The sequence below is a fragment of the endosymbiont of Galathealinum brachiosum genome (assembly GCA_003349885.1).
Classification (GTDB): Bacteria; Pseudomonadota; Gammaproteobacteria; order SZUA-229; family SZUA-229; genus SZUA-229.
On sequence record QFXC01000008.1, the window covers coordinates 311,779 to 337,165 of the forward strand.

General features: G+C 39.0%; 25 protein-coding genes. 6 read left to right on the plus strand and 19 right to left on the minus strand.

Annotation, left to right across the window (positions count from 1 at the left end; all coding sequences use genetic code 11):
• The first annotated feature begins 5 nt into the window (after nt 1-5).
• From DIZ80_07430 to DIZ80_07440, 3 genes are all read left to right on the plus strand, one after another.
• Complete coding sequence (locus DIZ80_07430) at nt 6-851, plus strand: histidine kinase (protein ID RDH83957.1); 846 nt, start codon at nt 6-8, stop codon at nt 849-851.
• A gap of 41 nt (nt 852-892) precedes the next feature.
• Nucleotides 893-1,723: a histidine kinase gene (locus DIZ80_07435; protein ID RDH83958.1), complete on the plus strand. Its 831-nt coding sequence runs from the start codon at nt 893-895 to the stop codon at nt 1,721-1,723.
• Nucleotides 1,724-1,883: 160 nt separating this feature from the next.
• Nucleotides 1,884-2,687 carry a hypothetical protein gene (locus DIZ80_07440; GenBank protein RDH83959.1) on the plus strand — a complete coding sequence of 268 codons (804 nt, stop codon included), beginning with the start codon at nt 1,884-1,886 and terminating at the stop codon, nt 2,685-2,687.
• 103 nt (nt 2,688-2,790) lie between these two features.
• Here the strand turns inward: DIZ80_07440 and DIZ80_07445 are convergent, their stop codons facing one another.
• The 10 genes from DIZ80_07445 to DIZ80_07490 all read right to left on the minus strand — a co-directional run bounded on the left by DIZ80_07445 (nt 2,791) and on the right by DIZ80_07490 (nt 11,635).
• On the minus strand, nt 2,791-3,225 hold the full coding sequence (locus tag DIZ80_07445; GenBank protein ID RDH83960.1) for a transcription antitermination factor NusB: 435 nt from the start codon (nt 3,223-3,225) through the stop codon (nt 2,791-2,793).
• The gene (locus tag DIZ80_07450) at nt 3,225-3,698 is read right to left on the minus strand and encodes a 6,7-dimethyl-8-ribityllumazine synthase (GenBank protein ID RDH83961.1); all 474 of its coding nucleotides are present in this window, start codon (nt 3,696-3,698) and stop codon (nt 3,225-3,227) included. Before DIZ80_07450 ends, DIZ80_07445 begins: the two co-directional genes overlap by 1 nt.
• 49 nt (nt 3,699-3,747) lie before the next feature.
• Complete coding sequence (gene ribB, locus DIZ80_07455; GenBank protein RDH83962.1) at nt 3,748-4,851, minus strand: 3,4-dihydroxy-2-butanone-4-phosphate synthase; 1,104 nt, start codon at nt 4,849-4,851, stop codon at nt 3,748-3,750.
• 22 nt (nt 4,852-4,873) lie between these two features.
• Nucleotides 4,874-5,536, minus strand: coding sequence for a riboflavin synthase (locus tag DIZ80_07460; protein ID RDH83963.1), 663 nt, complete (start codon nt 5,534-5,536; stop codon nt 4,874-4,876).
• The gene (locus DIZ80_07465; protein RDH83964.1) at nt 5,536-6,108 is read right to left on the minus strand and encodes an MFS transporter; all 573 of its coding nucleotides are present in this window, start codon (nt 6,106-6,108) and stop codon (nt 5,536-5,538) included. The genes DIZ80_07460 and DIZ80_07465 overlap by 1 nt, the downstream gene beginning before the upstream one ends.
• A gap of 34 nt (nt 6,109-6,142) precedes the next feature.
• Entirely contained in the window at nt 6,143-7,225 is a 1,083-nt protein-coding gene (gene ribD / locus DIZ80_07470; GenBank protein RDH83965.1) for a bifunctional diaminohydroxyphosphoribosylaminopyrimidine deaminase/5-amino-6-(5-phosphoribosylamino)uracil reductase RibD, read from the minus strand.
• 121 nt (nt 7,226-7,346) lie between these two features.
• Nucleotides 7,347-7,799 (minus strand): transcriptional regulator NrdR, encoded by a 453-nt coding sequence (locus DIZ80_07475; protein RDH83966.1) that lies wholly within the window; start codon nt 7,797-7,799, stop codon nt 7,347-7,349.
• 69 nt (nt 7,800-7,868) lie between these two features.
• Entirely contained in the window at nt 7,869-9,122 is a 1,254-nt protein-coding gene (glyA, locus tag DIZ80_07480; protein RDH83967.1) for a serine hydroxymethyltransferase, read from the minus strand.
• Between the two features lie 273 nt (nt 9,123-9,395).
• Nucleotides 9,396-9,962 carry a hypothetical protein gene (locus tag DIZ80_07485; protein ID RDH83968.1) on the minus strand — a complete coding sequence of 189 codons (567 nt, stop codon included), beginning with the start codon at nt 9,960-9,962 and terminating at the stop codon, nt 9,396-9,398.
• Nucleotides 9,962-11,635, minus strand: coding sequence for a hypothetical protein (locus DIZ80_07490; protein RDH83969.1), 1,674 nt, complete (start codon nt 11,633-11,635; stop codon nt 9,962-9,964). The genes DIZ80_07485 and DIZ80_07490 overlap by 1 nt, the downstream gene beginning before the upstream one ends.
• 92 nt (nt 11,636-11,727) lie before the next feature.
• Between DIZ80_07490 and DIZ80_07495 the strand changes: the two genes are divergently transcribed.
• Together DIZ80_07495 and DIZ80_07500 are read left to right on the plus strand one after the other, a co-directional pair.
• Nucleotides 11,728-13,392 (plus strand): energy-dependent translational throttle protein EttA, encoded by a 1,665-nt coding sequence (locus tag DIZ80_07495; GenBank protein RDH83970.1) that lies wholly within the window; start codon nt 11,728-11,730, stop codon nt 13,390-13,392.
• A 122-nt stretch (nt 13,393-13,514) separates the two neighbouring features.
• Complete coding sequence (locus DIZ80_07500) at nt 13,515-15,911, plus strand: hypothetical protein (GenBank protein RDH83971.1); 2,397 nt, start codon at nt 13,515-13,517, stop codon at nt 15,909-15,911.
• A 6-nt stretch (nt 15,912-15,917) separates the two neighbouring features.
• Here DIZ80_07500 and DIZ80_07505 read toward each other — a convergent pair whose 3' ends face one another.
• Both DIZ80_07505 and DIZ80_07510 read right to left on the minus strand, forming a co-directional pair.
• Nucleotides 15,918-16,550: a peptide-methionine (S)-S-oxide reductase gene (locus DIZ80_07505; protein ID RDH83972.1), complete on the minus strand. Its 633-nt coding sequence runs from the start codon at nt 16,548-16,550 to the stop codon at nt 15,918-15,920.
• Nucleotides 16,551-16,576: 26 nt separating this feature from the next.
• The gene (locus DIZ80_07510) at nt 16,577-17,413 is read right to left on the minus strand and encodes a hypothetical protein (protein ID RDH83973.1); all 837 of its coding nucleotides are present in this window, start codon (nt 17,411-17,413) and stop codon (nt 16,577-16,579) included.
• A gap of 425 nt (nt 17,414-17,838) precedes the next feature.
• On the opposite strand from DIZ80_07510, the gene DIZ80_07515 reads away from it, so the two are divergent.
• Nucleotides 17,839-18,336, plus strand: a complete 498-nt coding sequence (locus DIZ80_07515) for an Rsd/AlgQ family anti-sigma factor (protein RDH83974.1) — start codon at nt 17,839-17,841, stop codon at nt 18,334-18,336.
• Between the two features lie 55 nt (nt 18,337-18,391).
• Here the strand turns inward: DIZ80_07515 and DIZ80_07520 are convergent, their stop codons facing one another.
• From DIZ80_07520 to DIZ80_07550, 7 genes are read right to left on the minus strand one after another with little or no spacing between them, the layout of a single operon-like run.
• Entirely contained in the window at nt 18,392-20,563 is a 2,172-nt protein-coding gene (locus DIZ80_07520) for a bifunctional 23S rRNA (guanine(2069)-N(7))-methyltransferase RlmK/23S rRNA (guanine(2445)-N(2))-methyltransferase RlmL (protein RDH83975.1), read from the minus strand.
• Entirely contained in the window at nt 20,563-21,315 is a 753-nt protein-coding gene (locus DIZ80_07525; GenBank protein ID RDH83976.1) for a 3-deoxy-manno-octulosonate cytidylyltransferase, read from the minus strand. The genes DIZ80_07520 and DIZ80_07525 overlap by 1 nt, the downstream gene beginning before the upstream one ends.
• Before the next feature lie 8 nt (nt 21,316-21,323).
• A complete protein-coding gene (locus DIZ80_07530) occupies nt 21,324-21,494 on the minus strand; it encodes a tetraacyldisaccharide 4'-kinase (protein RDH83977.1) in 171 nt (56 codons plus the stop codon).
• Between the two features lie 12 nt (nt 21,495-21,506).
• A complete protein-coding gene (locus DIZ80_07535; protein RDH83978.1) occupies nt 21,507-22,487 on the minus strand; it encodes a tetraacyldisaccharide 4'-kinase in 981 nt (326 codons plus the stop codon).
• A 7-nt stretch (nt 22,488-22,494) separates the two neighbouring features.
• The gene (gene msbA, locus DIZ80_07540) at nt 22,495-24,282 is read right to left on the minus strand and encodes a lipid A export permease/ATP-binding protein MsbA (protein RDH83979.1); all 1,788 of its coding nucleotides are present in this window, start codon (nt 24,280-24,282) and stop codon (nt 22,495-22,497) included.
• Nucleotides 24,283-24,285: 3 nt separating this feature from the next.
• A complete protein-coding gene (locus DIZ80_07545; GenBank protein RDH83980.1) occupies nt 24,286-24,708 on the minus strand; it encodes a biopolymer transporter ExbD in 423 nt (140 codons plus the stop codon).
• Complete coding sequence (locus DIZ80_07550; GenBank protein ID RDH84128.1) at nt 24,705-25,352, minus strand: biopolymer transporter ExbB; 648 nt, start codon at nt 25,350-25,352, stop codon at nt 24,705-24,707. Before DIZ80_07550 ends, DIZ80_07545 begins: the two co-directional genes overlap by 4 nt.
• Between the last annotated feature and the right edge of the window lie 35 nt (nt 25,353-25,387).

Sequence of the window (25,387 nt, forward strand, 5' to 3'; positions counted from 1 at the left end):
TCAATATGGTATCAATGCAGCATAAAACTGAAAATTTTCTGGAAGAAGTAAAAGATGCGGTCACCACTGAAAGATTACTTCTACCCTCCTTGCCTGATGTCGCACTTAAAATTAAAGCTGAGTGTGAGAAAGAAGAATCATCTGCTCAAAAAATTGCTGAAGTTATTAGCCGGGACCCAGCCTTAACCGTACGCTTACTTCAAATAGCGAATAGCTCACTTTATCGCACCAGAATTAGCACCGATAATATTCAAATGGCAATAACCAAACTGGGACTGAAACTGGTTAGAGATCTGATTATTAGCCTTTCAATGAAACAGTTATACAATGCTGAAAATGATGTTATTGCAGAACGCTTCAATGAACTCTGGCTCGCCAGCACAAAAACAGCCGCAATTGCACATTTACTTGCATCTCAACACGAACACCTTGACGCAGAAAAAGCGATGTTAGCCGGCCTGACACATAACATTGGTGCGCTACCGATTATACTAATGGCTGAAGATGATGATGAACTATTCGATCAACCCGGCACACTTTATAAAATACTACACAAATTACAGGGAGAAGTCGGTGCCTTTATATTTCAAAAATGGCACTTCCCATCTTATATGGTAGATGTGGCAAATGAGTGTTATCACTTTCGACGCAACCATGACGGACCAGCAGATTACGTTGATGTTGTTCAGGTAGCTCTAATTCAAGGTAGCATCTACACGGGCTTAGACTGCCCTGAAGACTGGTCAACTGTTTCAGCTTTTGCTCGAATGAACATAAATACAGATTCCCATGTTCTGGATATTGAAGAAAATAAGCTTGTCTTTGATGAGACCACCACTTTGTTTAAATAGCCTATACTCCATTCATAATTATAATTTTTTACGGGAAAAACATGTCAGAAAAAGCGGACCAATTCTATAATGAACTTAAAACAGCAGTTGAATCAGATCAGTTAGTTTTACCAACATTACCTGAAGTTGCATTAAAAATTCGCGATGCAGTTGAAAGTGAAAATACATCGGCTCAGCAAATTGCTGAAACTCTGACTCAGGACGCCTCTTTATCAGCCCGTTTAATTCAGGTATCAAACAGCCCGCTATACAGAAGCCGTACACCTATTGAAGACCTACAGATGGCTGTAACGAGACTAGGCATTCGCATGGTAAGAGACCTGGTTATCAGCCTCGCCATGAAACAGATTTATCAGGCAACGTCTGATGTTCTAGATGAGCATTTCCGTAAGAGCTGGAACACAGCTGTCGAAGTTGCTGCAATTTGCCGCATGCTCGCTACAACAGTACCTGGCATTAACCCTGAACAGGCTTTACTTGCCGGCTTAATTCATAATATTGGCTCACTGCCTATACTGGTTATGGCAGAAGATGATGATGACCTGTTCAATGACAGTGAAGCACTTGGTAACGTTATAGACGAACTGACCTCTCCAGTGGGTGAACTGATTTTGAAAACCTGGAACTTTGGTGATTCAATGACAAATGTTGTTAAACACGCTCATAACTTTAGTTACGACCATGAAGGCGGTGCTGATATGGTTGATCTAGTTCAGATTGCTTTATTGCAGGGCGGCCATGAACCACAGGAGATTGACTGGTCATCCGTTCCCGCATTTGCCAAACTGGGTATGGATACCGATGTTAATGTAGTAGAAATCGAAGAAAATCAGGAAATAATAGAAAGCACCAAACAATCACTTATGGTCTAAATACAGTCTAACTAACCGGTAAAGAAAGGCCCCCGCCAGACTTTACCGGTTTAATATCGGTATGCCATTAAGCCGTTCAAAGATAAAAACCAACCTGTTTCCCCTTTCACAATCATATCCACTTATGTTATTTTTATTAAAAATAACAAGGAATATGGACATGAAAAAACTTAGCCTGCTCAGCGCACTCCTGATATCAGTATTTATTAACAATACAATACAGGCAGCCGTTGCAATTCAAACACGTGATTCTCAACATCAGGTCTCCACTATATACATTGATGGTAATAAAGCACGAATAGAAATGCCTCAAAATGAAGGTTACGTAGTAATGGATCTGGCCAGTAAAACAATGAATGTAGTCATTCACCGGCATCGAACTGTAATGGACATGAGTGAATTTTTACTCGATAACGGTAGAAATTCAGCGCCAACAAAATACGTAGACACCTACACAAAAACCATGGGTCTTGGCCCCACTATTGCTGGTTATGAAACTGAAGAATATGCTTTATACGCAAATGACAACTATTGCGGAAGCCTGTATGTCTCAGTTGAAGCAATGCGTGATATGGGTGTTAAAAAATTCGCATATGCTTTTGCAAACATGGAAAAAAACATGGATGCAAAACTGGCAGGTATGACAGGTATGGGTATAGATGCTTTCACTGAACCCTGCGATGAAGCCGATCGTAAAATGAGCTTGAGATTAAGAGAAATAGGCTTTCCACTAAAGAGTATCGATCAAAATAAAAGACTGGAATCCGTTGTAACAAGAATCAATAAAAAGGCTCGTCTTCCTGTAAACGCTTTTAAAATCCCTGCTGATTATAAATTAACAAACACCTCAGAAATGATAAATGATGCCATGAAGCAGATGCAGAAAATGCAGCCTCAGATGCAGGAAATGATGAAAAACATGACACCGGAACAGCGTCAGATGATGCAGCAGTATACGAGATAATGTCGTAAGTCGTAAGTCGTAAGTCGTAAGTCTACAAAATTTATCATGCCATTTTTTAAGGCAAGTAAAGATTTTGACTTACGGCTTATAACAACTCTTAAAACTATTTTTTTGTTTCTGTTACACGAAGCTCTTTGGCAAGCTTATCCAGAATACTATTTACAAACGCATGACTCTTATCTGAACCAAACATTTTTGCCAGCGTTATCGCTTCACTGATAACAACTTTATAAGGTACATCTATCGAATTTTTTAACTCGTAACTCGATAACCTCAAAATAGACTGTTCAATAAGATCCAGCTCACTTTCTTTGCGATCGCTGTATTTTTCAATTAACTTATCCAGTGCTGATACGTCTGTTGGCACTTCATGTAACAGTTTATGAAAATAATCAGTATCGACTTTTTCCATATTCTGCTCTTCATGAAACTGTGCCTCTATATCAACCAGATCATTACCAGACATTTGCCATTGATATAAAGCCTGAGTCGCTTTTTTACGAGCATTACTTCGACCTTTTGCAAGGGATACTGACATTAAGCAATCTTCTTTAAAAGGTTAACCATTTCAAGCGCACTTATTGCCGCTTCAGCACCTTTATTACCTGCTTTAGTGCCGGCACGTTCGATAGCCTGTTCAATAGTATTTGTCGTTAATACACCGTTAATAACCGGAATATTGTTATCCAGAGAAACATTTGCCATGCCTTTAGACGCTTCACCTGCAACAAAATCAAAATGAGGAGTTGAGCCACGAATAACCGCACCCAGACCTATAATTGCATCGTATTTACCTGTTTGTGCTAAAGCCTGAATAGCCAATGGCATTTCATATGCACCTGGTACTTTAACAACAGTGATATTTGATTCCGAAACACCATGACGCTTTAGTGCATCAATCGCTCCGCCTTCCAGACTATCTACGATAAAACTGTTAAAACGTGCACTTACGATTACAAAGCTACCTTCTGAGTATTGCAGCTCGCCTTCTACTGTTTTTATATCTGACATTGTTTTCTCTTTTTATTCTTTAATTTAATAAAATTTTGTGGATTATAACTTATTCATCACCCGTTATATAATCAACCACTTCAAGACCAAATCCGGCAAGACCATGAATTCGCTTTGGTGCTGATAACAGACGCATTTTATGAACATTTAGATCCATTAAAATCTGTGCACCAATACCGTGAGTCCTTAACTCTTCAGGTGAACCACCGGTATCTTTATTTTCTTCTTTATGATCTAACATCCACTGTACTATCTGACGCGCAGATTCAGGCTCGCGCAATATAACGATAACACCGGGTTCATCTGCACCAGATATCGACTTCATTGCTTCACGCAGTGGCCAGCCACATTTTTTAGTCGAAGCGAGCACATCACACATGGTATTTTCCATATGCACTCGTACACGCACTGGTTTATCAGGATCAATTTCACCCTTAACCAGTGCAAGATGCAGATCATTACCAATCGCATCCTGATACGCATATAAACGGAAATGCCCGAATTCATTAGGGAAGTCACTCTCGGCAACTCGCTCAACAGTCTTTTCATTTTGTATACGGTAACGAATTAAATCTTCGATAGTACCGATTTTAAGATCATGTTCTTTTGCAAATGTTTCAAGATCCGGGCGTCGCGCCATGGTGCCATCATCATTCAAAATTTCAACAATAACAGCAGCTGGTTCAAAACCTGCGAGACGTGCCAGATCACAACCCGCTTCGGTGTGACCGGCTCTATTTAAAACACCACCTGGCTGAGCTTTAAGTGGAAAGACATGCCCTGGTTGAACAATATCCTGTGATGTAGCACCTTCAGCAACTGCAGCCTGAACTGTGATCGCTCTATCAGCAGCTGAAATACCTGTAGTAACACCTTCCGCTGCTTCAATACTGACAGTAAAGTTAGTACCGTGCATATCATCTGTATTATCAACCATCTGAGGCAAACGCAACTGACGACAACGCTCTTCATTTAAAGTCAGGCAGATAAGACCACGACCATAACGGGCCATGAAATTAATATCGTCAGCAGTACAGGCTGAAGCCGCCATTAACAGGTCGCCCTCATTTTCACGATCTTCGTCATCCATAATAACGACCATCTTTCCCTGCTTTATATCTTCAATGATTTCTTCTATATTATTCAATTGCATACGTAATATTCTTAATGTAGTTTCACTTTAAAAAACCATTCTCTGCGAGAAAGGTTGTGGTAATTTCTGATTCAGAATCTGTTTTAGCCGCCCCATCACCCAACACCAGGCGTTCGAGGTAACGCGCAACCAGATCAACTTCCAGATTCACTTCTGAACCTGACTGATAACTGCCCATTATAGTTTCCTGCAGCGTATGAGGCACTATATTTAATTCAAACTGACAACCATCTACTTTATTAACGGTCAGACTGACACCGTCCACTGTAATTGAGCCTTTCATAGCAACATATTTTGCCAGTGATTTTGGAGTCTCTATTATAAAACGTACAGAACGACCATCATCATATCGATCGATAACCGTACCCAGCCCATCAACATGACCGCTAACCATATGACCACCTAAACGAGTTTGCAATGTTAAGGCTTTTTCAAGATTAACAGTGCTGCCCTCTTTTAACTGCTTTAGAGAGGTCAGTGTCAATGTTTCTCCGGAAACATCTGCACAATACGCATTATCACGTAATTCAATTGCTGTTAGACACACACCGTTCATAGCAATGCTATCACCTAGCTGAACGTCAGACATATCCATTTTACCGGTCTGTATCCAGAAGCGAGCGTCACCGCCCTTATCTTCAATACTTTCGATTATTCCTAACGATTCTATAATGCCAGTAAACATTACTCTTCCAGCTCCATCGTCTGAATACTTATGGGTAAATCTGATGAGGTATTAAACTCACAACCGGCTTCAACAGCAGCTCGGGCAATATCCTCTGCTGAATCTAACCTCTCGTAAAGAGCATGCATTGCACCTAACGCAAACTCTGATCCAGAGCCAATCGCCCAGAACTTATGATATTCACTCACTTCACGTAGTGAATAAACACCAAAAATACCTTTTTTATTACAAATTAACGCATCAATATGCGTTGCCTCATAAGGATCATCTTCTTCATCTTTTGAATTTAAAAAGTAGTTTTCTTTTAATACCGGATGTAATGCGCGAAAAGTTTCAAATATACCCAGTCGTGAATTGAAATCAATTTCAATTTTATCATCCGCCAGTACAGATTCCATCACTAATGCATGGGCTGCACTTCCTACAATGCCAAAATAACCGTCTTTATATGCCTGGATCTTGTTATAGTCGCGATCATATGACGCGCCCATTCTAAGGTCACCGAAGGTGGTTAAACTGTCAGCAGCAATGCAAACTTTACCATTTTTTCTGACCACGGCTATTGTGGACATATACTTCTCTCTTTATTCATAATCTATACAGTAACTATTGAGGTACAGCTGTAATACGCCAGTCTTTACCTATTGGGCGTATTTCTTTAATTTCAAGGTCTATACGTTCGGACATTTTCTGCAGACCCGGCATATGAAACAGACCTTTAGCTGAATCACCCATAATATGCGGCGCTATATATACCACAATTTCATCTACCAGGTGTTGTTCTAACAGAGCACCGCACAACTCATTACCCGCTTCTACATGCACTTCGTTCGCCTGATGCTCGTCTGCCAGATATTTTAAAGCCGCCTGTAAGTCAACTTTTCCACCTCTGGACGGCATAGTAATGGCATGATCAGCGACCTGCGTACTAAATACCAGTGTCTGGCCACTTTGTTTAAATATCTTACTTTCTAACGGCACACTTAACTGACTATCTATTATGGCGCGCAAAGGCTGATGTAAATCAACGTGGGCATTTAACTCGGCAGATGTTACCCGTACATTCATTGATGGATCATCTGCCAGCACAGTACCACTTCCGGTTAAAACTACTGAACTTCTGGCACGTAATTTTTGTACATCTGCCCGGGCATATTCACCGGTTATCCATTTGCTTTCACCAGATGCCATTGCTGTTCGACCATCCAGACTCATGGCTAATTTAACACGCACAAAAGGCAAGCCTGTTTTCATTCGCTTAATAAAACCCGGGTTTATCGCTTCTGCCTCAGACTGCATTAAACCACTACGTGTACTAATACCTGCTTTTTCTAATTTTTCCAGCCCTTTGCCAGCCACTAACGGATTCGGATCCTGCATCGCACACACAACCCGGCTCACACCCGCAGCAATTAAGGCATCAGCACAGGGAGGTGTTTTTCCCTGATGACTGCAGGGTTCAAGGCTAACGTAAGCCGTTGCACCTTTCGCTTTATCACCCGCCTGATTTAATGCATGAATCTCCGCATGCGGTTCGCCTGCCTGCTGGTGATACCCCTCTCCGATAATGTCATTATTTAACACAATAACACAGCCGACACGAGGATTAGGCTGCGTGGTATACAGCCCCTTTTTAGCTAGTTGAATAGCTTTTGAAATATATAAATTATCGAGTGAGGACTGACTCATGAGTATTATATTGATTGCAATGTTTAATAAACCTGTCGCGCATCTGAGTCGTGCTTACTAGTTCATAACTTGTAGCGGCAACCAGCCTAAGCCAACGATAGTTTATGAAAATTGAACTAACCTATTGTTGTTCCAGTTTTTCTATTGTCTTTCTAAATGCATCTACATCTTCAAAACTTAAATACACAGACGCAAAGCGGATATAAGCCACATGATCAAGTAACTGTAACTCTTCCATCACCCAGTCACCCAATGTTCGCGCATTTACCTCACGCTCACCCTGTGAAAGTAACTTGTGTTTTATATGACTAATGCTTTCTTCGATTTTTTCATCACTGACCGGACGTTTCTCTAATGCCTTGGTAAAACCGGAACGTAATTTTGCCTCATCATAAGTCTGGCGCGTGCCATCCTGCTTTACAATTCGAGGTAAATTCAGCTCAGCTGTTTCGTAAGTTGTGAAACGTTCATTACACTCAACGCATTCACGGCGACGACGCACCTGATCACCATCACCTCCCAGTCGGGAGTCAACAACGCGAGTATCCGGTGTTTTACAAAACGGGCAGTGCATAAGTCTGTCGTAAGTCGTTAATCATTAATCTTAAGTCCAAAGAAGACAGGGCTTCGCCCTGTCACTTCTTTATTTATATACGGGTAGTCTGGCACATATTTCTGAAACTTTATCCTGTATGCCCTGAATAAGTGCGTCATCATCCATATTGGAGATAACATCACACATCCAGCCTGCAAGCTCAGCAGACTGCTCTTCGTTAAACCCACGGGTTGTTAATGCTGGTGTACCAACACGTATACCTGATGTAACAAAAGGCGACTGAGGGTCATTTGGAACCGAGTTTTTATTCACTGTTATATGAGCTTTTCCTAACGCATTCTCAACATCTTTACCTGTTAAACCTGCCTTAATAAAACTCACAAGAAACAGGTGATTTTCAGTGCCGTTAGATACCACATCATATCCACGATCCATAAATACTTTAGCCATCGCCTGTGCATTCACAACAACCTGCTTCTGATATTCTACATACTCAGGTTCCATTGCTTCTTTAAATGCAACCGCTTTAGCAGCGATGACATGCATAAGCGGGCCACCCTGCGAACCCGGGAAAATAGCCGAGTTGAATTTCTTGGTGATTTCTTCATTCTCTTTCGCAAGAATCAAACCACCACGTGGACCACGTAATGTTTTATGTGTTGTTGAAGTAACCACATCCGCAATCGGTACAGGATTCGGGTAAATACCCGCTGCAACCAGACCTGCAACGTGCGCCATATCAACAAAAAGATAAGCACCTACTTCATCAGCAATATCACGAAACTTCTGCCAGTCCATAATTTTTGAATAAGCCGAAAAGCCAGCAATAATCATTTTAGGTTTATGTTCACGGGCAAGTTCTGCTACCTGCTCGTAGTCAACTTCACCGGTTTCTTCTTTTAAACCGTATTGAACTGCGTTGTACATTTTTCCAGAAAAACTCACTTTAGAACCATGAGTTAAGTGACCACCATGAGCCAGACTCATACCTAAAACCGTATCACCTGGCTGGCATAATGCCATATAAACCGCTGCATTAGCCTGTGACCCTGAGTGAGGCTGAACATTTGCATAATCAGCACCAAATAATTTTTTTGCGCGGTCTATCGCCAGTTGCTCGGCTTTATCAACATATTCACAACCACCGTAATAACGTTTTGCCGGGTAACCTTCAGCATATTTATTAGTAAGCGCTGAACCCTGAGCCTGCATTACACGGGGGCTGGTATAATTTTCAGAAGCAATTAATTCAATGTGGTCTTCCTGACGCTGGGTCTCCTCATTGATAGAGTCCATCAATTCATCGTCATATCCCTGAATAGTCATATCTGCAGAAAACATAGTTTAAAATCTCCGATTGTGCCGAAAACAGGCTAAATTAGGCCAAGTGCCCTGAAAGCCACATAGCATAGCCTATATGGTAGTTTGAGGCTAGTAGAGATACTACATATAGCCACTATATCGGAATGGGTATTAATAATTTATCGATTAAGATAGAAAAAACGAAATCTTGATCTGTAAAGACAATCGAGCCCTCGATATATCTCCACTAGACACTTTCATTTATTTATAAAGCTAAAATCGCTTAATAATAAAGAAGCATCAAACCTGATGCTATTCCGTTGTCTCAGATGCGGGCATAGAAATCACGCCCTGACTTGGCACGGAGATATAACCCGCGTTTATCTTTTTATTTTTAGATGGATCACCTACTACGACAGGAATGGAAAATGAACGTGCCTGAGACACGCCATTTGTGATAAGAGCAGCACTGATATCAATATAGTATTGCCCATCATGCAATGTAGTTACGGGGATTGTTATTTTATTTTTTTTGTTTTTAAATGCTGCAAACTGATAATCAAATTGTGACACCCCCAACTGCAACCCGTCATCATGTTTAATATTAATCTGTAATGTATCAGCTGATACCCGGGTTTTAAAATTGAGCACTAAATCATAAGAATCCCCAACCTGTAATTTTTTAGGGCGATTATAATTTAACTCAATACCTGCATGAGGTTTTGTCGTTACCTGCTCATGTTTTGTTGAATGCAAATTCGTTTTTTTCTGTAACTGATTATCAACCGGCGATGACATGCCATAACTAATTAAAACGGTTGTAACAATGGCTGTTAATGTTAGTAATTTATTCATAATTAAATATTCTATTTTATTCACTAGGTTCGCGTGATTGAAAAACAGGTTGTATCAGAAGCACTACCGGTTGGTGTGTAAATAGACAGAGGATTACCATAAGTATCAAACTCACTTAACTCAAGAACATACTCAACACCAGACAACAGAACTGCTGAAAAAGTTTCTCTATTATCAGCTTCACTTTCACCAAGACCAATTATTTGCCCTTTAAAACGTATAATCATATCCGGGTCTGTAACAGCAAGACCACCCGTTAGCTTTACTGCTGTAAATGTATAACTTCTAGAGTCAGGTACTGTGAATTTTACAAAACGAGTTACACCTAAACCATTATATCCACCGTTTTCACCTGTAACACATAATGATGTAACTGGAAAAGTTGTCGCATATATGGGCAACTGATTCGTATCACCCGGATTTAATAACTGCCCCGTTCCTTCATCATCAGTAATAATGTTAATTGAATGATTATTTAATAATAACGAATCAATATTAGCAGCACTACCTGCATTTAATACTTTATACTGCGTTATAAAACTAAACAAACTGGTTACCGCATCCGTATCAGGTATATTCGCTGTCATTACGGCATGAATACCCGAAAACCCAAGACTTAGAACATCTACACCCTCATTAGTATCGTCATAAAAATCATATAAAGCAGACTGAACAGAACACTCACTAAACCAGCCACTTTCATCTACGCCATTATCTATGCCGTTGCTATCACGTATAATAAAGTTACAGACATTTGATTCTATGTTAATCGTAAAACCATTATTTAAACCCGATGAATCCTTATAAATAACATCATCAGTTACCATGGCTGAAAAAGCATTACCGAAGCCTTCACTAAAAGCGACGCGAATATCCAGGATATCACCTGTTGAATGACTTCCACCTATAGAGTCATCTCTTGAAAATGCATCCTGATAATAATGTCCCCATTCATGGGCAATTACATGCTCATCAAATTCGTCTGTATCGGTTACTCTGCCCAGTACGCTTATGGTATTACTGGTATAGAAAGTACCAGTTGTGCTATTTGAACTCCACTTAACATCAAGTGCTGGAAATTGCGCCGTTGTATTTTCAACAAGTACTAACTGCATTGCATCATAAATTGTATCTAAAATAGCAAAAGGTGCGGCAACACGTACCGAACTGTAATTCGAGCCATCCCAACCGGAATCCGCGTGTAGATTTCTAGTTAAATCTAAAGCACCAGCATCAAACACACTACCATCCATTGCAAAAATCAGTTTAACAACGGGCTGAGCTTCATCACTTACCGAAACATTCCAGGAAGGCGATCCTGTTTTAAGCATTTGAGCTTTAACACGAATAAATACACCACTGGTATTGCCTGGAATTAACAAACTGTAATGACCACTTTCATCTGTATTTGTAGTGACCAACGTACCATTACAGATCGCTTCTACTACAGCACCTCTTACTGGCTCCTGTTTCAGTATATTATCAAAATCAAGCTGCCCAGTTGAAAGTAGTGGCACTCGGTCAAACGTAACATTACCACTCACCGCCACATTAGCTCCATTACCAAGCGTACAACCGGTTGAAGTACTAGTATCACTGCTACCTCCACCACTACAGGCTTGAAGCCCCAGAAGACATAACGATGCAGCTAAATTCGACAAATAGTTAATTTTCAAAATTCCCAACTTAAAACCCATAATATTTTAATTATAGCCCACAACTAACAACCGTTTATACAGTATAATTTATCTACATTAATTAATCTGACCGTTTAAATACAAAAAATCCTATGGCACAGTATATATACACAATGAATGGTGTGGGCAAAATTGTCCCTCCCAAAAAAGAACTTCTAAAAGACATTTACCTTAACTTTTTCCCCGGCGCCAAAATTGGTGTTCTCGGTTATAACGGAGCAGGTAAGTCTACCCTGCTTCGCATTATGGCCGGACTTGATACAGATATTATTGGTGAAGCACGTCCTCAACCGGGCATTAATATCGGTTTCTTACAACAGGAGCCGGAACTTGATGAAACTAAGGATGTTCGAGGTAATGTTGAAGAAGGACTAAAAGTTGTTAAAGAAGCGCAGATTAAACTTGAAGAAGTGTATGCTGCATATGCTGAACCAGATGCAGATTTCGATGCACTGGCAACCGAGCAGGCTAAACTGGAGAATATTATCCAGGCAGCCGATGCACATAACCTCGAGCATAAACTGGAAATCGCTGCAGATGCACTACGTCTTCCTCCCTGGGATGCCGATGTAAGTAAACTCTCCGGTGGTGAGCGCCGACGTGTCGCATTATGCCGATTATTATTATCGGCCCCTGACATGCTCATCCTTGACGAACCAACCAACCATCTTGATGCTGAATCAGTTGCCTGGTTAGAGCGTTTTCTTGCTGAGTTTACAGGCACTGTCGTGGCGGTAACCCATGACCGTTACTTCCTTGATAATGTAGCTGGCTGGATACTGGAACTGGATCGTGGTCACGGCATCCCATATGAAGGCAATTACTCCTCATGGCTTGAACAAAAAGAAGCCCGACTTGAAAGTGAAGAGAAAAAAGAAGCCGGTCGTCAAAAAGCAATAAAATCCGAACTTGAGTGGGTTCGCTCAAACGCAAAAGGCCGACACGCAAAAAGCAAATCACGCCTTTCCCGCTTTGAAGAATTACAAAGTGACGACTTTCAAAAACGCAGTGAAACCCAGTCACTCTATATCCCGCCCGGCCCCAGACTTGGGGATCTGGTTGTAGAAGCGGTAAATATCAGCAAAAGTTTTGGCGATCGACTGTTATATGAAAATGTAAATTTCAATTTACCAAAAGGTGGAATTGTCGGAATCATAGGTCCAAATGGCGCAGGTAAGTCTACCCTGTTTAATATGATTGCCGGCTCAGAGAAACCAGATTCAGGTGAATTCCGCATAGGTGATTCAGTTGAAATTGCTTATGTAGATCAGAGCCGTGATTCACTCAATGATAAAAACACGGTCTGGCAGGAAATTTCAGATAGTCTTGATAATATAGAAGTGGGTCGATACACCACCTCTTCTCGCGCTTATGTGAGTCATTTTAATTTCAAAGGTGATTCTCAACAGAAAAACATTGGTGACTTATCGGGTGGTGAACGCAACCGTGTACATCTGGCCAAGTTAATGAAAAAAGGCGGTAATCTATTATTGCTGGATGAACCGACTAACGACCTTGATGTTGAGACTTTGCGGGCATTGGAAGAAGCCATACTTAACTTCCCTGGCTGTGCCGTGGTTATATCGCACGACCGCTGGTTTCTGGATCGTATTGCTACTCATATTCTGGCATTTGAAGGCGATTCACAGGTAACCTGGTTTGAAGGCAATTACTCAGACTACGAAGAAGACCGTAAACGTCGCCTTGGTGATGACGCTATAAACCCTCATCGAATTAAATACAAAGCATTAAAATAGCTTATTCTTGTAGGCACGCTCTTAGTTTCGCTTTTGTCATCGGGTATTTTGTCACTCAACACTCAAGTGAAGGCGTGTCTACTTATATTTCAATCTAACCCTCAGTAACTTGCGTTTTACGCATGCCCGTCTATTCTTTTAAAAACACCTTAAAAAAGAATGGCATGGCACAACTCAATTCAGTACTTCCCGATTACATCGGTCGTTTTAAAATAATCAAGGAACTGGGCAAAGGCTCTCAGGGAATTGTCTATCTCGCTTCCGACAGCCAGCTTGAGCGCAATGTCGCAATTAAAACGATACAGCTTGAAAGAATCACACCTAAAATAAAGCAACAGTTATTAAAAGAAGCTCGCACCATTGCAAAATTACAGCATCCAAATATCATTACCTTATATGAAATGGATGAACACCTGGGCACCCCTTACCTTGTATTTGAATATGTGGATGGACAGTCTTTAAAAGACTTTCTAATCAAAAAGGGAAAACTCAGCACAAAAGAAACAATTAACATAATAAACCCTCTGTTAAATGCGATTGCTTATGCACATAAACGCGGTGTAATTCACCGCGATTTAAATCCAACAAACATATTAATTACACCGCAGGACAAACCTCGTCTGATGGATTTTGGTATAGCAACTTTATTAGGCCAGAGAACTAAGGATGAAGCTAGTCATGAAATCTGGGGGACATTTAAATACATGTCACCTGAACAATGTGAAAATGAAAACATAACAGCTGCATCTGATTTGTTTTCACTCGGATTAATTTTATATGAAATGGTTTGCGGAAAACAGGCTATAAATGCTGATAACAAATTCGCCATAATTAACAAAATTGTCAATGAAAAAATAGATTACCCTGACAGTATTGAACCCGCTATAAAAGAGATCATAGAAAAAGCTTTATTAAAAAACCCGGAAGGAAGATATGCTGACGGTCTGGATATGCGTCAGGATTTAATTACGCATATGGAACGTATTTCTCCAGATGCTTCAGGCGCTTCTTCTGATATTAAAAACCCGGGTGAGACAAATAGTACATTACAGTTTTTACTGCGTCGCATGGAGCATAAAAAAGACTTTCCAACCATGTCTCATCAGGTTGTTGAAATCAGTCAGAAAGCAAAAGCAGCCGGCGACACCTCTGCAAATATTTTATCGAATGCAATCTTAAAAGATTATTCACTTTCCAGTAAATTATTACGTCTGGTAAATTCACCATTATATGGTCAATACGGTGGACGTATAAGCACGGTCTCAAGAGCCGTTGTTATTCTTGGTTTTGAAGAAGTTAGAAATGCAGCATTAGGCTTAATGTTGCTGGATCACCTCAAAGACAAAAATCAGGCAAGCTGTTTAAAAGAGGCCTGCATTAGCTCGATGATTAGTGGCAGCCTGGCTAATGGCGTCGCCGATAAAATGAACATCAAGGATAAAGAGGAGGCTTATGTTTGTTCTATGTTTCACCGATTAGGAAAATTACTCTCCATCTATTATTTTCCTGAAGAAGCAGAAATTATATTTGATATGGTAAAACAGAAGAATATGAAGGAACAAGCCGCTGCAGAATCTGTATTAGGCGTTAGTTTCGAAGAAATAGGAATAGCCGTTGGTGAATCATGGCAACTCCCGGCTGAACTGATTGACAGCATGCACTCCCTACCACCGGGTGAATTAAAAAAACCATTAAGTCAAAGTGATTTATTAAAACATGTTTCCGGTTTTTCAAATGAATACTGTGAATTAATAGGTAACTCAAGCGTACAGGAACGACAGCAAAATTTTGAAAACCTGGCTTCACGATACAGTAACAGCATGAGTATTTCCAGATCTCAGATGGAAGAAATTTTATCAAGTGCACTTGATGAAATGGAAAAATATGCCAAGTTAGTCAATCTGGATTTGGGTAAAAGCGAAATATTCAATAAAGCAAATAAATGGACCCCATCAGAATCAGGAGACAAGGATAACAGCGAAGAAGATATAACATCATCTGGATCTCAACTACCTGACCAAAGCAATAATATTATTGATGCCATACAGGAGATCACAGATGCCATTCTGGAAGGTGCACCACTGAATGATATTCTGGTTATGGTTATGGAAACGATATTTACCAGCTTTAACTTTCATCGAATCATGTTTTGTTTTATAAACAAAGGCCGCACATCAATAAATGCACGTTTTGGTTTCGGACCGAATGTTGAAGAAATTATAAACCGTTTCAGCATCCCTAATGGCGGAAACGATATTTTCAATATGTCTTTAAAGCAGTCAAAAGATCTTATCATAGAAGATACATCTTCTTCGGAAGCAGTTAATTTATTACCTGAATGGTATCGTAAAAAATTTGCAAAAAAATCTCTGCTTGTTTACCCAATAGTAGTTAAAAACATTCCAGTAGGTTTGTTATATATTGATTCAATGGCTCCTGTTTCAGTAGCAGATGAAAGCAGACTAGGGCCCGTAAAAACATTACGTAACCAGATAGTCCTGGCTATTCGCCAGTCTTAGGAGCACCTAATTAAAATCAACACCTGTACCACCTAGACCACAATATCCATCAGGATTTTTAGCCAGGTATTGTTGATGGTAATCTTCAGCATAATAGAACTGAGGCATATCAATAACTTCAGTCGTAATATCACCTAAATTTTCTACAGACAACAAAGCCTGATACTCTGATTTAACACGATTAGCTATTTGTTTCTGTTGAGGTGAGTATGTGTAAATACCTGAGCGATATTGAGTCCCTTTATCATTGCCCTGACGCATTCCCTGAGTAGGATTATGACTTTTAAAAAATAGTTTAACCAATTCTTCAAAACTACAGATAGCTTCATCAAATACAACAAGTACAACTTCGTTATGCCCCGTCATACCTGAACACACTTCCTGATAAGTCGGGTTTTTAGTGCTCCCTGCTGCATAACCTACAGCTGTTGAATATACCCCCTGTAATTGCCAGAACTTACGCTCTGCACCCCAGAAACACCCTAAACCAAAAACCGCTTTAGACAGATGATCAGGAAACGGCTCAGTTAATGAATTTCCGTTTACATAATGAATATCAGGAACATGCATTGATTCTTCTCGACCGGGTAAAGTATGTTCTGCATCAGGAATGATTAATGGTTTATCTATATAAGACATAGAATTTATCTCTTTATAATTTTTAGCTATTTGGAAATTAATGGATCCACTATATATGGCGTTTTACCCTGGCTAATACGATTTTTGTCTAACGAGCTTCTAAATAAACGAATCATATTGCTAACCGGGCATACTCGCTCAAATGCCAGTAATATCATCTGCGAGCGATTAGTAACTTCAAATTTCTTGAATATGCGCCCCAGATGTAATTTCACAGATTGTTCGGAGAGATGTAATTCATGTGCAATTTCTCTAGTCGCAAGGCCATTTAACACTAATTGAAGCACCTGAGTCTCACGCGCCGTCAATGTCTCACCTAAATGTTCAATTTTAGACTTAATTATATCTTCAATTAATGACTCTAATTCAATAGCATTATGAGCAAATGATTCAAGTATATGCCTTTCTGCCCAGACCCTTCCCTGCATTACATGCTTGATGGCATCAATCAGGTGACTCCCCTTCATATGCTCATTAATGTAACCGTGGACACCGTAACGCAACATATTATAAAGAAAATCATCTGGCATATTCTGACCAAAAATGAGTATTTTTGCTTCTCTGGAAGCAGCCTGAAGTGATTTAATATAAGCACTAGCCTGCCCACTGATTGCAGACTGATGCATCAGTATCAGGTTAACATTATGCTTTTTGAGTAATTCACAACAACGCGAACCTGAAGACTCATCAGGAGAGGCAATTTTGATAACTTCAAAGTTTTCCCCCGAATTACCGATAATACTGACCATGCCATCAACCGCATAATCGGGTTCCGCAATAATGTAAATTCTTACAGTCGATTTTTGAGACATTTGCAAATCAGACTGATCATTTAAATCAACTGGTGTGAAATCATCATTCATTCTTATCCACCATACTGTTATTTTAAGTTAGGCACACGAGAATAGTTACATTCTTTTAACATTTCCCCTACAGATAACATGTTTTTATAAACCAAATTATCTAAATTCAAATATACTCCCTATAAATACAAAAATAAACCTATAACAAAATTAGAAAATAAGTGTACTCTTAATTTATTAAAAACATCACCTGTTTGAAGTATTTATCAATAATTAAGATACGTTTATACTCTAATAACATAATTAAATAATTGAAATAGTTGAAATAATCTAATTATTTATAGGCATTAAATGTGTAGTTATCACAAATTTATGTTTTAATAGATAACGATAAATAAGGGCAATTTTTATAACATTCGTTAAGAACTAAATAATAATTGCGAATAAAATGATTTAAAACCAATAACCCATGCAAGAGGTTTCGCATGAATGATTCTGTAGACATACAACCAGCTGCTGATCGCCGAGCGCGAACACGCAAAGAAATTAAACAGCTAATAACAGAGCGCAATGAAGTTCTCACACTATATTGCAGCCTCGCTGGATGCGATGGCACTAAAATCACTACAGCAGAAGATATTGATATTGAGACACTGCAGGAGTTTTGCCAGTTACTCATTGATTACATTGCCACAGGCCACTTTGAACTCTACAGCAGAATCACCGAAGGCAAAGAAAGACGTAATGAAATTATAAAACTGACTAAAACAATATATCCACGAATAGAAAAAACGACTACTTTAGCCGTTGAATTTAATGACACGTATGACAGTTTAAATAAGTTCACAGACGATCTAAAAAACAAGTTACCACAACAATTATCATTATTGGGCGAAGAACTTGCTACTCGCATCGAGCTTGAAGACCAACTCATCAACACATTATTAACACCGGCTTCAGAAGCTGCTGCCATGTTGCAATAATTACAGGCATTTACTGTAAGGAATTATTTTAAAACAATCCTTGCAGTAAATTCTCTTATGGTTTAATTATAAAACAGTGATGTATTTTAGGATTACGCTTAAAATCTTCAGGAATAGTTGAAGCCGTTATATTTTCAACACAATATTTTTCCTGTAACTTTTTATCCAGCTTGAACTTCTTAAAATTATTTGAAAAAATAATTTCACCACCGACATCTAGCAGCCCCATTGCCAATTCAATCAATGACTCATGATCTTTCTGCACATCAAACAAATCTTCCATTGATTTAGAATTTGAAAAAGTCGGCGGATCAATAAATATCCATTTAAATTTTTCATTATTTCGATTAGCGATGACTAACCATTGCATACAATCAGCTTTTATAAAATGATGTTTATCACTTAGTAAATCATTACTTGAAAAATTTCGTTCAGACCATTTTATATATGTATTCGACATATCCACACTGGTTGTATCGGCACCAGCCGCGGCTGCATAAACAGAAAATGCAGAGGTATAAGAAAAAAGATTTAAAAACTTTCCTGCAGATGGAGATTTAACTATTTTGTCATACACATACTTTCTGGTATCACGATGATCGAGAAACAGACCTGTATCGAGATAATCATTTAAATTCACATGAAACTTGAAGCCATTTTCTTCAACAATAAATTCGTGATGAGCATTGGCCTGCTTTTCATACTGAGACAGTCCTTTTTGCTGGCGACGTGTTTTTACAACAATCCTGCTTTTATCTATATTTAACACTTCAGGAATGACATCAACTAAAATTTCGAAACGCTGTCTGGCTTTGTTTATATCTATACTGGAAGGAGCCTGATACTCCTGAACATGAACCCAGTCACCATAAATATCAATTGCTGCAGAATATTCGGGTAAGTCTGCCGAATAAAGACGATACGCCTGAACTTTGTTCTTTCTTGCCCAGCGCCCGATATGTTTAAAATTTTTCTTTAGACGATTAAGTATAGATGAACGCTGTTCTGTATATTTTTCTACTTTTTCACGCTTTTTTTCTTCAGATAAAGCGGGACGTATCTGATATTGTAATAATTTACATTTAATAGCACCGTTAAAAAAACTGTTTGTTCTGTGTGCACGCAGACCTACGTGTTTTATAAGCTCATCATTCGCAGTAAACAGTGCTATTTTCCAGTCTGGAAAATTATCACGCCAACACGCGCCCATCTCTGCATATAAGTGTGCAAGCTCCTGCTTTTCGCCTAAACGCTCACCATAAGGCGGGTTAACAACAACCATACCCGGTCTTATAGAACCCGCATGTTCCGCCATATGAGCACAACTTTCAGAAAGATCTTTATGCTCAAGCGTAATAAGATCCTGTAACCCTGCAGAGTGTATATTCTGTCTGGCTGGCGCTATAGAGTATTTATTAGCATCATAACCGGTAAATGTATTATTTATTTCTGAAATAGATTTAACTGATTTTTTAGCTTCATCTAATAATTTTTTCCAGCTGTCTGCATCATGCCCTTTCCAGTTTAAGAAACCAAAAAATTTGCGTTTTAATCCAGGCGCTATGTTTAAACTCATCATAGCCGCCTCTATTAAAAACGTAGCCGAACCACACATTGGGTCTAGCAGATCTAACGTTTGATCATCTTTACCTGAAGACCAGCCACTTCGAATTAATATCGCTGCAGCCAGATTTTCTTTTAATGGCGCCTGAACACTGGCTAACCTGTAACCTCGTTTATGTAATGGTTCACCTGACAGATCAATACTTACGTCAACCTGATCATGATCGATATGTACATTAATACGAACATCAGGTTGCTCCCTGTCAACTGAAGGACGGGTTTCATATAATTCATTAAACTGATCAACAACGGCATCTTTAGTTCTCAAAGATGCATAATGTGAATTGGTTATTTCAGATCGATTAATCGTACAGTTCACTGCCAGTGTTCCGTCCATATCAATATGTTGTGGCCAGTTTATTGTTTGTACACCGTTATATAACTGCTCATCATCTAACGCTTCAAATGTAGTTAATTTTAAAAAAACACGACTCGCTAAACGAGACCACAAACAGGATTTGTATGCCTGCTCAAGTGAACCAGTAAAACTAACACCTGAGTACTCCTGTTTAGCAGTATCAATACCCAGATCATTAAGTTCAGTTACAAGTAAATCTTCAAAACCTTTAGAACAGGTTGCAAAAAAAGTAAGGTTATTTTTCATTAGTTTAATGATGCCAGTAAAGTGTGGATTTTATCTAAATCTTCAGGTGTATCTATTCCAGGACCTGGCAACTTCACAGCCTCCTGTATATGAATTTTATACCCATGATACATTGCACGTAATTGCTCCAGTTTCTCTATCGATTCCAGCTCACATTGTGGCATCTGACTATAGTCATTCAAAAAACCTGCCCGATATGCATAAATACCTAAATGGCGCTGATAATGACTGGTATTCATATTCTCACCAGCATCTCTCTGGAACGGTATTGAAGCCCGACTAAAATAAAGTGCATAACCATTAATATCTGCGACGACTTTAACTATATTCGGATCGTTTATTTCTTCAACCGCTGTTAAAGGTGTACTTAAAGTAGCAATGGATGCCTGTTTATTTAGGTGTATATTTTCAGCCACCTGATGAAGTAACTCAGGCGGTGTCAATGGTTCATCACCCTGAAGGTTAACAACTATTTCATCTTCCGCCCAGCCATTCATCTGGCAAACCTCAGCCAGCCTGTCAGTACCGGACTGATGTTGATCAGAAGTCATTAAAACCTGATCGCAAAATTTTTCTGCCGCTTCAACAATACGTGCATCATCAGTAGCAATAACAATACTACTGGCAGATGATTTCTTTGCTACACGATAAACATGCTCAAGCATCGTTTTGCCATTAATTTGCTTCAGTGGTTTACCCGGAAATCGACTAGACGCATATCTAGCTGGAATTACAATATGGTATGCAGTCATGACTTCAGTTAATCTTTATCTAATTGTCGAGCTTCATCAATTAACATAACTGGAATACCATCTTTTACGGGAAAAGCGACTTTACAGTTATCACATATCAGTTCTTTTTTATTTTTATCATAATCAAGTTTGCCATTACATTCAGGACAAACCATCATCTGTATTTGTTTTTTATCCATTTTCTACTCGTTTTATTTTGCAAGTGAATCAAAAATTTGATTCATCTGTAACTGTGCAGTTTCAGATAGTTTTATCTCAATTGGCACAGACCAGTGATTTGATAATTCAAAGTTAATACATTTTATCGCATCTTTTTCAGTCATTAACACGGGGCAGTCATCATTAAAATTTAGATCTGTCTGTTTATACATATAATGATCTTCAAATGAATGGGGAATAACATTAATGTTATATGCCTTTAACATCTGAAAAAAACGATCCGGATTTCCGATACCCGCTATTGCATGTACAGTTTTATCCGATAAATTACTAAGACTCAGTTGATCAGCTTCCCTTTTACCCACTGAGACACATTCATTCGGTAGCATAACAAATGATACTTCCTTATCACTACCACCATTTAGTAACACCATATCGAGCTGTTTAAGACGCGAAACATTTTCTCTCAACGGTCCTGAGGGCAGACAAAATCCATTTCCAAACTGTCTCTGCGCATCAACAACTGAAATTTCAATGTCACGTTGTAGTGCGTAATGCTGTAATCCGTCATCTGATAAAACAACATCACAATCAAATTGTTTAATCAAAAGCTCTATATCTTCTTTTCTATTCGGCCCCACGACAACCGGGCATCCGGTATTCTGAAAGATCAATTGCGGCTCATCACCGACTGTTTCTGCAAAAGATTTATCATTAACTATTTGCGGCCAGATCGAAGCATTACCTCCGTAACCTCGACTAATAACACAGGGTTTTCTGCCCCGTGACTGTAATTGTTTTACAAGTTCAATTATTAAAGGCGTTTTACCCGTACCACCAACAGTAATATTACCGACAATAATAACGGGAAGTGGCGCTTTATAAGATTTTAAAACACCTGATTTATATAATTTTTTTCTGAGTGTACTTACAAAACAATAAAAACCGGCCAAAGGTAGTAACATCATTGATACAAAATTAATGCTACTCCAGTAATAATCAAGACGTTTCATTTATATTCTAAGAATCAGACTTATCAGTCGATTCAGAAAACTGTATGCTATGAAGCGCGCTATAAGCAGCACCCTTTTGCAACAGTTCTGCATGAGTACCTACTTCTACAATATTACCTTTTTCCATCACCACAATTTTATCTGCATTTTCAATAGTAGATAATCGATGCGCAATAACCAGTGTTGTACGATTTTTTGTCAGCGCTTCCAGTGCACTTTGAATAATTCTTTCCGATTCAGTATCCAGAGCTGATGTTGCTTCATCCATAATTAACACCGGAGCATTTTTAAACAGAGCACGTGCAATAACCAGACGTTGTCGTTGCCCACCAGATAATAAAACACCCTTTTCACCGGTAAGTGAATACATGCCCTGTTCCTGTCGCTCAATAAACTCCATTGCATGTGCAGCAATAGCTGCTTCATTCAACTTATTTTCATCTATATCATCAAAGCCATAAGTAATATTATGTGCAATTGTGTCATTAAATAAAACAACTTCCTGCCCAACATACGCGATATGATCGCGTAAATTCTCTATTTTATAATCTTCAAGATTGACACCATCAAGCAGAATTTTTCCATTGTAACCAGAATATAAGCGAGGTATTAAATTAACCAGTGTAGATTTTCCACTTCCTGACTGTCCAACAAAAGCAATAGTTTCACCTGGTTTGATATGTAAATTTATATTATTTAAAACCGCTTTATCCGGATGACCTTCATACGCAAAATTCAAATCTTCAAATACTATTTCACCCTTAACTCTGTCAACATTATAGGTGCCTTTATCTGATTCTTGTTCAATATCTAAAAACTCAAATACACTTTCCGCAGCAGCTACCCCTTTTTGTATAACCGCATTTATATTAGTTAAACGTTTTAGCGGTGCAAATAACATCGTTGCAGCCGTTATATAGGCTGTAAATGTACCAGCAGTTAAATTATCTTTAAGGCCTTCCTGAATTGCTACATAAATAATACCCGCCAGAGCAAACGCAACAATAATTTGCAAAATAGCTGTACTTAACGAAGTACTTACCATTAACTTCATATTTTGCTGGCGATTATGATTATTATTTTTATAAAAACGATCTAACTCATATTTTTGACCACCGAATATTTTAACAACTCGCTGCCCCTGTACCGACTCTTCTAGTACATGAGATATCGTACCCATAGATGACTGTATTCGTTTCGAAATGTCCCTGAATCGGCGTGAAACAATCGTTACAATTAGAGCCATCACCGGTGCCAAAACCAGGAAAACACCAGCTAACATCGGGCTTAAATAAAACATCCAACCAATCAGGCTTACCAGCATTAATGAATCTTTTATTAAAATGGTTACTGCAGTAGTTGATGCTGTTGCCAGTTGCTCTACATCATAAATAAAACGTGAGATCGTTTCGCCAGTAGAAGTATTATCATAATAATTATTTGGCAACATTATCAGACGTTCAAACATTTGTGCTCGAAGTGTCTGTATAACTTTTCGACCAATCCAGGTCATGCTGTAGTCTGAGGCAAACCCTGCTATAGCACGTACAATAAAGACGGATATAAACGCATAAGGTAACCATTGAATAATCTCGGGATCTTTATTGATGAACCCACCATCCAGCATGGGTTCCATTAAAGCTGCGAATGCAGGTTGAGACAGTGCAACCAGAACCATACTGGCTACAGCAAATGCAAATACACCTTTATTTTGAAAAGTATAAGAGAGTAAACGACCGTATGTGACTTTAACATTAACTGGTTTAGCATTCTCAGAATCAGAATTCACAGACATAAATTATTTAGATCCACTAGTTTCAAGTGTTGAAATAGATAAACGAGTTAAACCCACCTGCGAAGCTGCATCCATAGCTCTCACTACTGACTGGTGTGGTGTTTTTGCATCCGCACGTAAAACGATAGGTATTTCCTTGTTATCACCGGCTATTTTTAGCAATGCCAGTTTTAAAGTTTTTAATTGTGTATTAACTAACTGACGTTCATTAATGTAATAACGCCCCTTCATATCAATACCAATCACAATTTTTTTATCAACCTGCTGAGTAGCTTGAACAGATGCTTCAGGCAAGTCTATTTTTAGCTTTGAAGTTTTTTCAAATGTGGTAGAGACCATAAAAAATATTAACAATAAAAACACCACATCTATTAGTGGTGTTAAATTTAAATCAATATCTTCTCTACGTTCAGGCTTGAGATTCAAGCTGCTTTCCCCGTTGGCTTTTTATCTTCGCTAACAGAGGAAATGCTTCGATTATTATGTAATACATCGACCATTTTTATCGCTTCTTCTTCCATTTTCACAACCAGCTCATCAATCCTGCCACGAAAATATCGGTAAAAAATAAGTGCGATAATAGCGACAGTTAAACCTGCTGCTGTCGTTACAAGTGCCTGCGAGATACCACCAGCAAGTGGAGCAGCATTACCTACACCACCAGAACTGGTTATTGCGGTAAAGACCTTAATCATACCCACAACGGTACCCAGTAGACCTAATAATGGAGAAATTGAAGCGATAGTTCCTAAAGTATTTAAGAATCGTTCCATTTCATGAACTACCTGTCGACCCGCTTCTTCTATAGACTCTTTTATGCGGTCACGTTCAAGATGACGATTATTTAAACCTGTTGCGAGGATTTTGCCAAGAGCTGACTGTTTGCTGATTTCTTCAATTTTTGAACGTTCCAGCTGCCCTTCTTTTATCCAGTGCCAGATACTTGCGACTAGATGATCAGGTATGACTTTTTTCTTCTGCAGGGCCCAGAATCGCTCAAGAATAATAGCAAAGGCTATAATTGAGCCTGCTATGATGGGAAACATTAACCAGCCTCCGGCTTTGACCATTTCAAACACGTATGTCGCCTCGTATAGATATAATT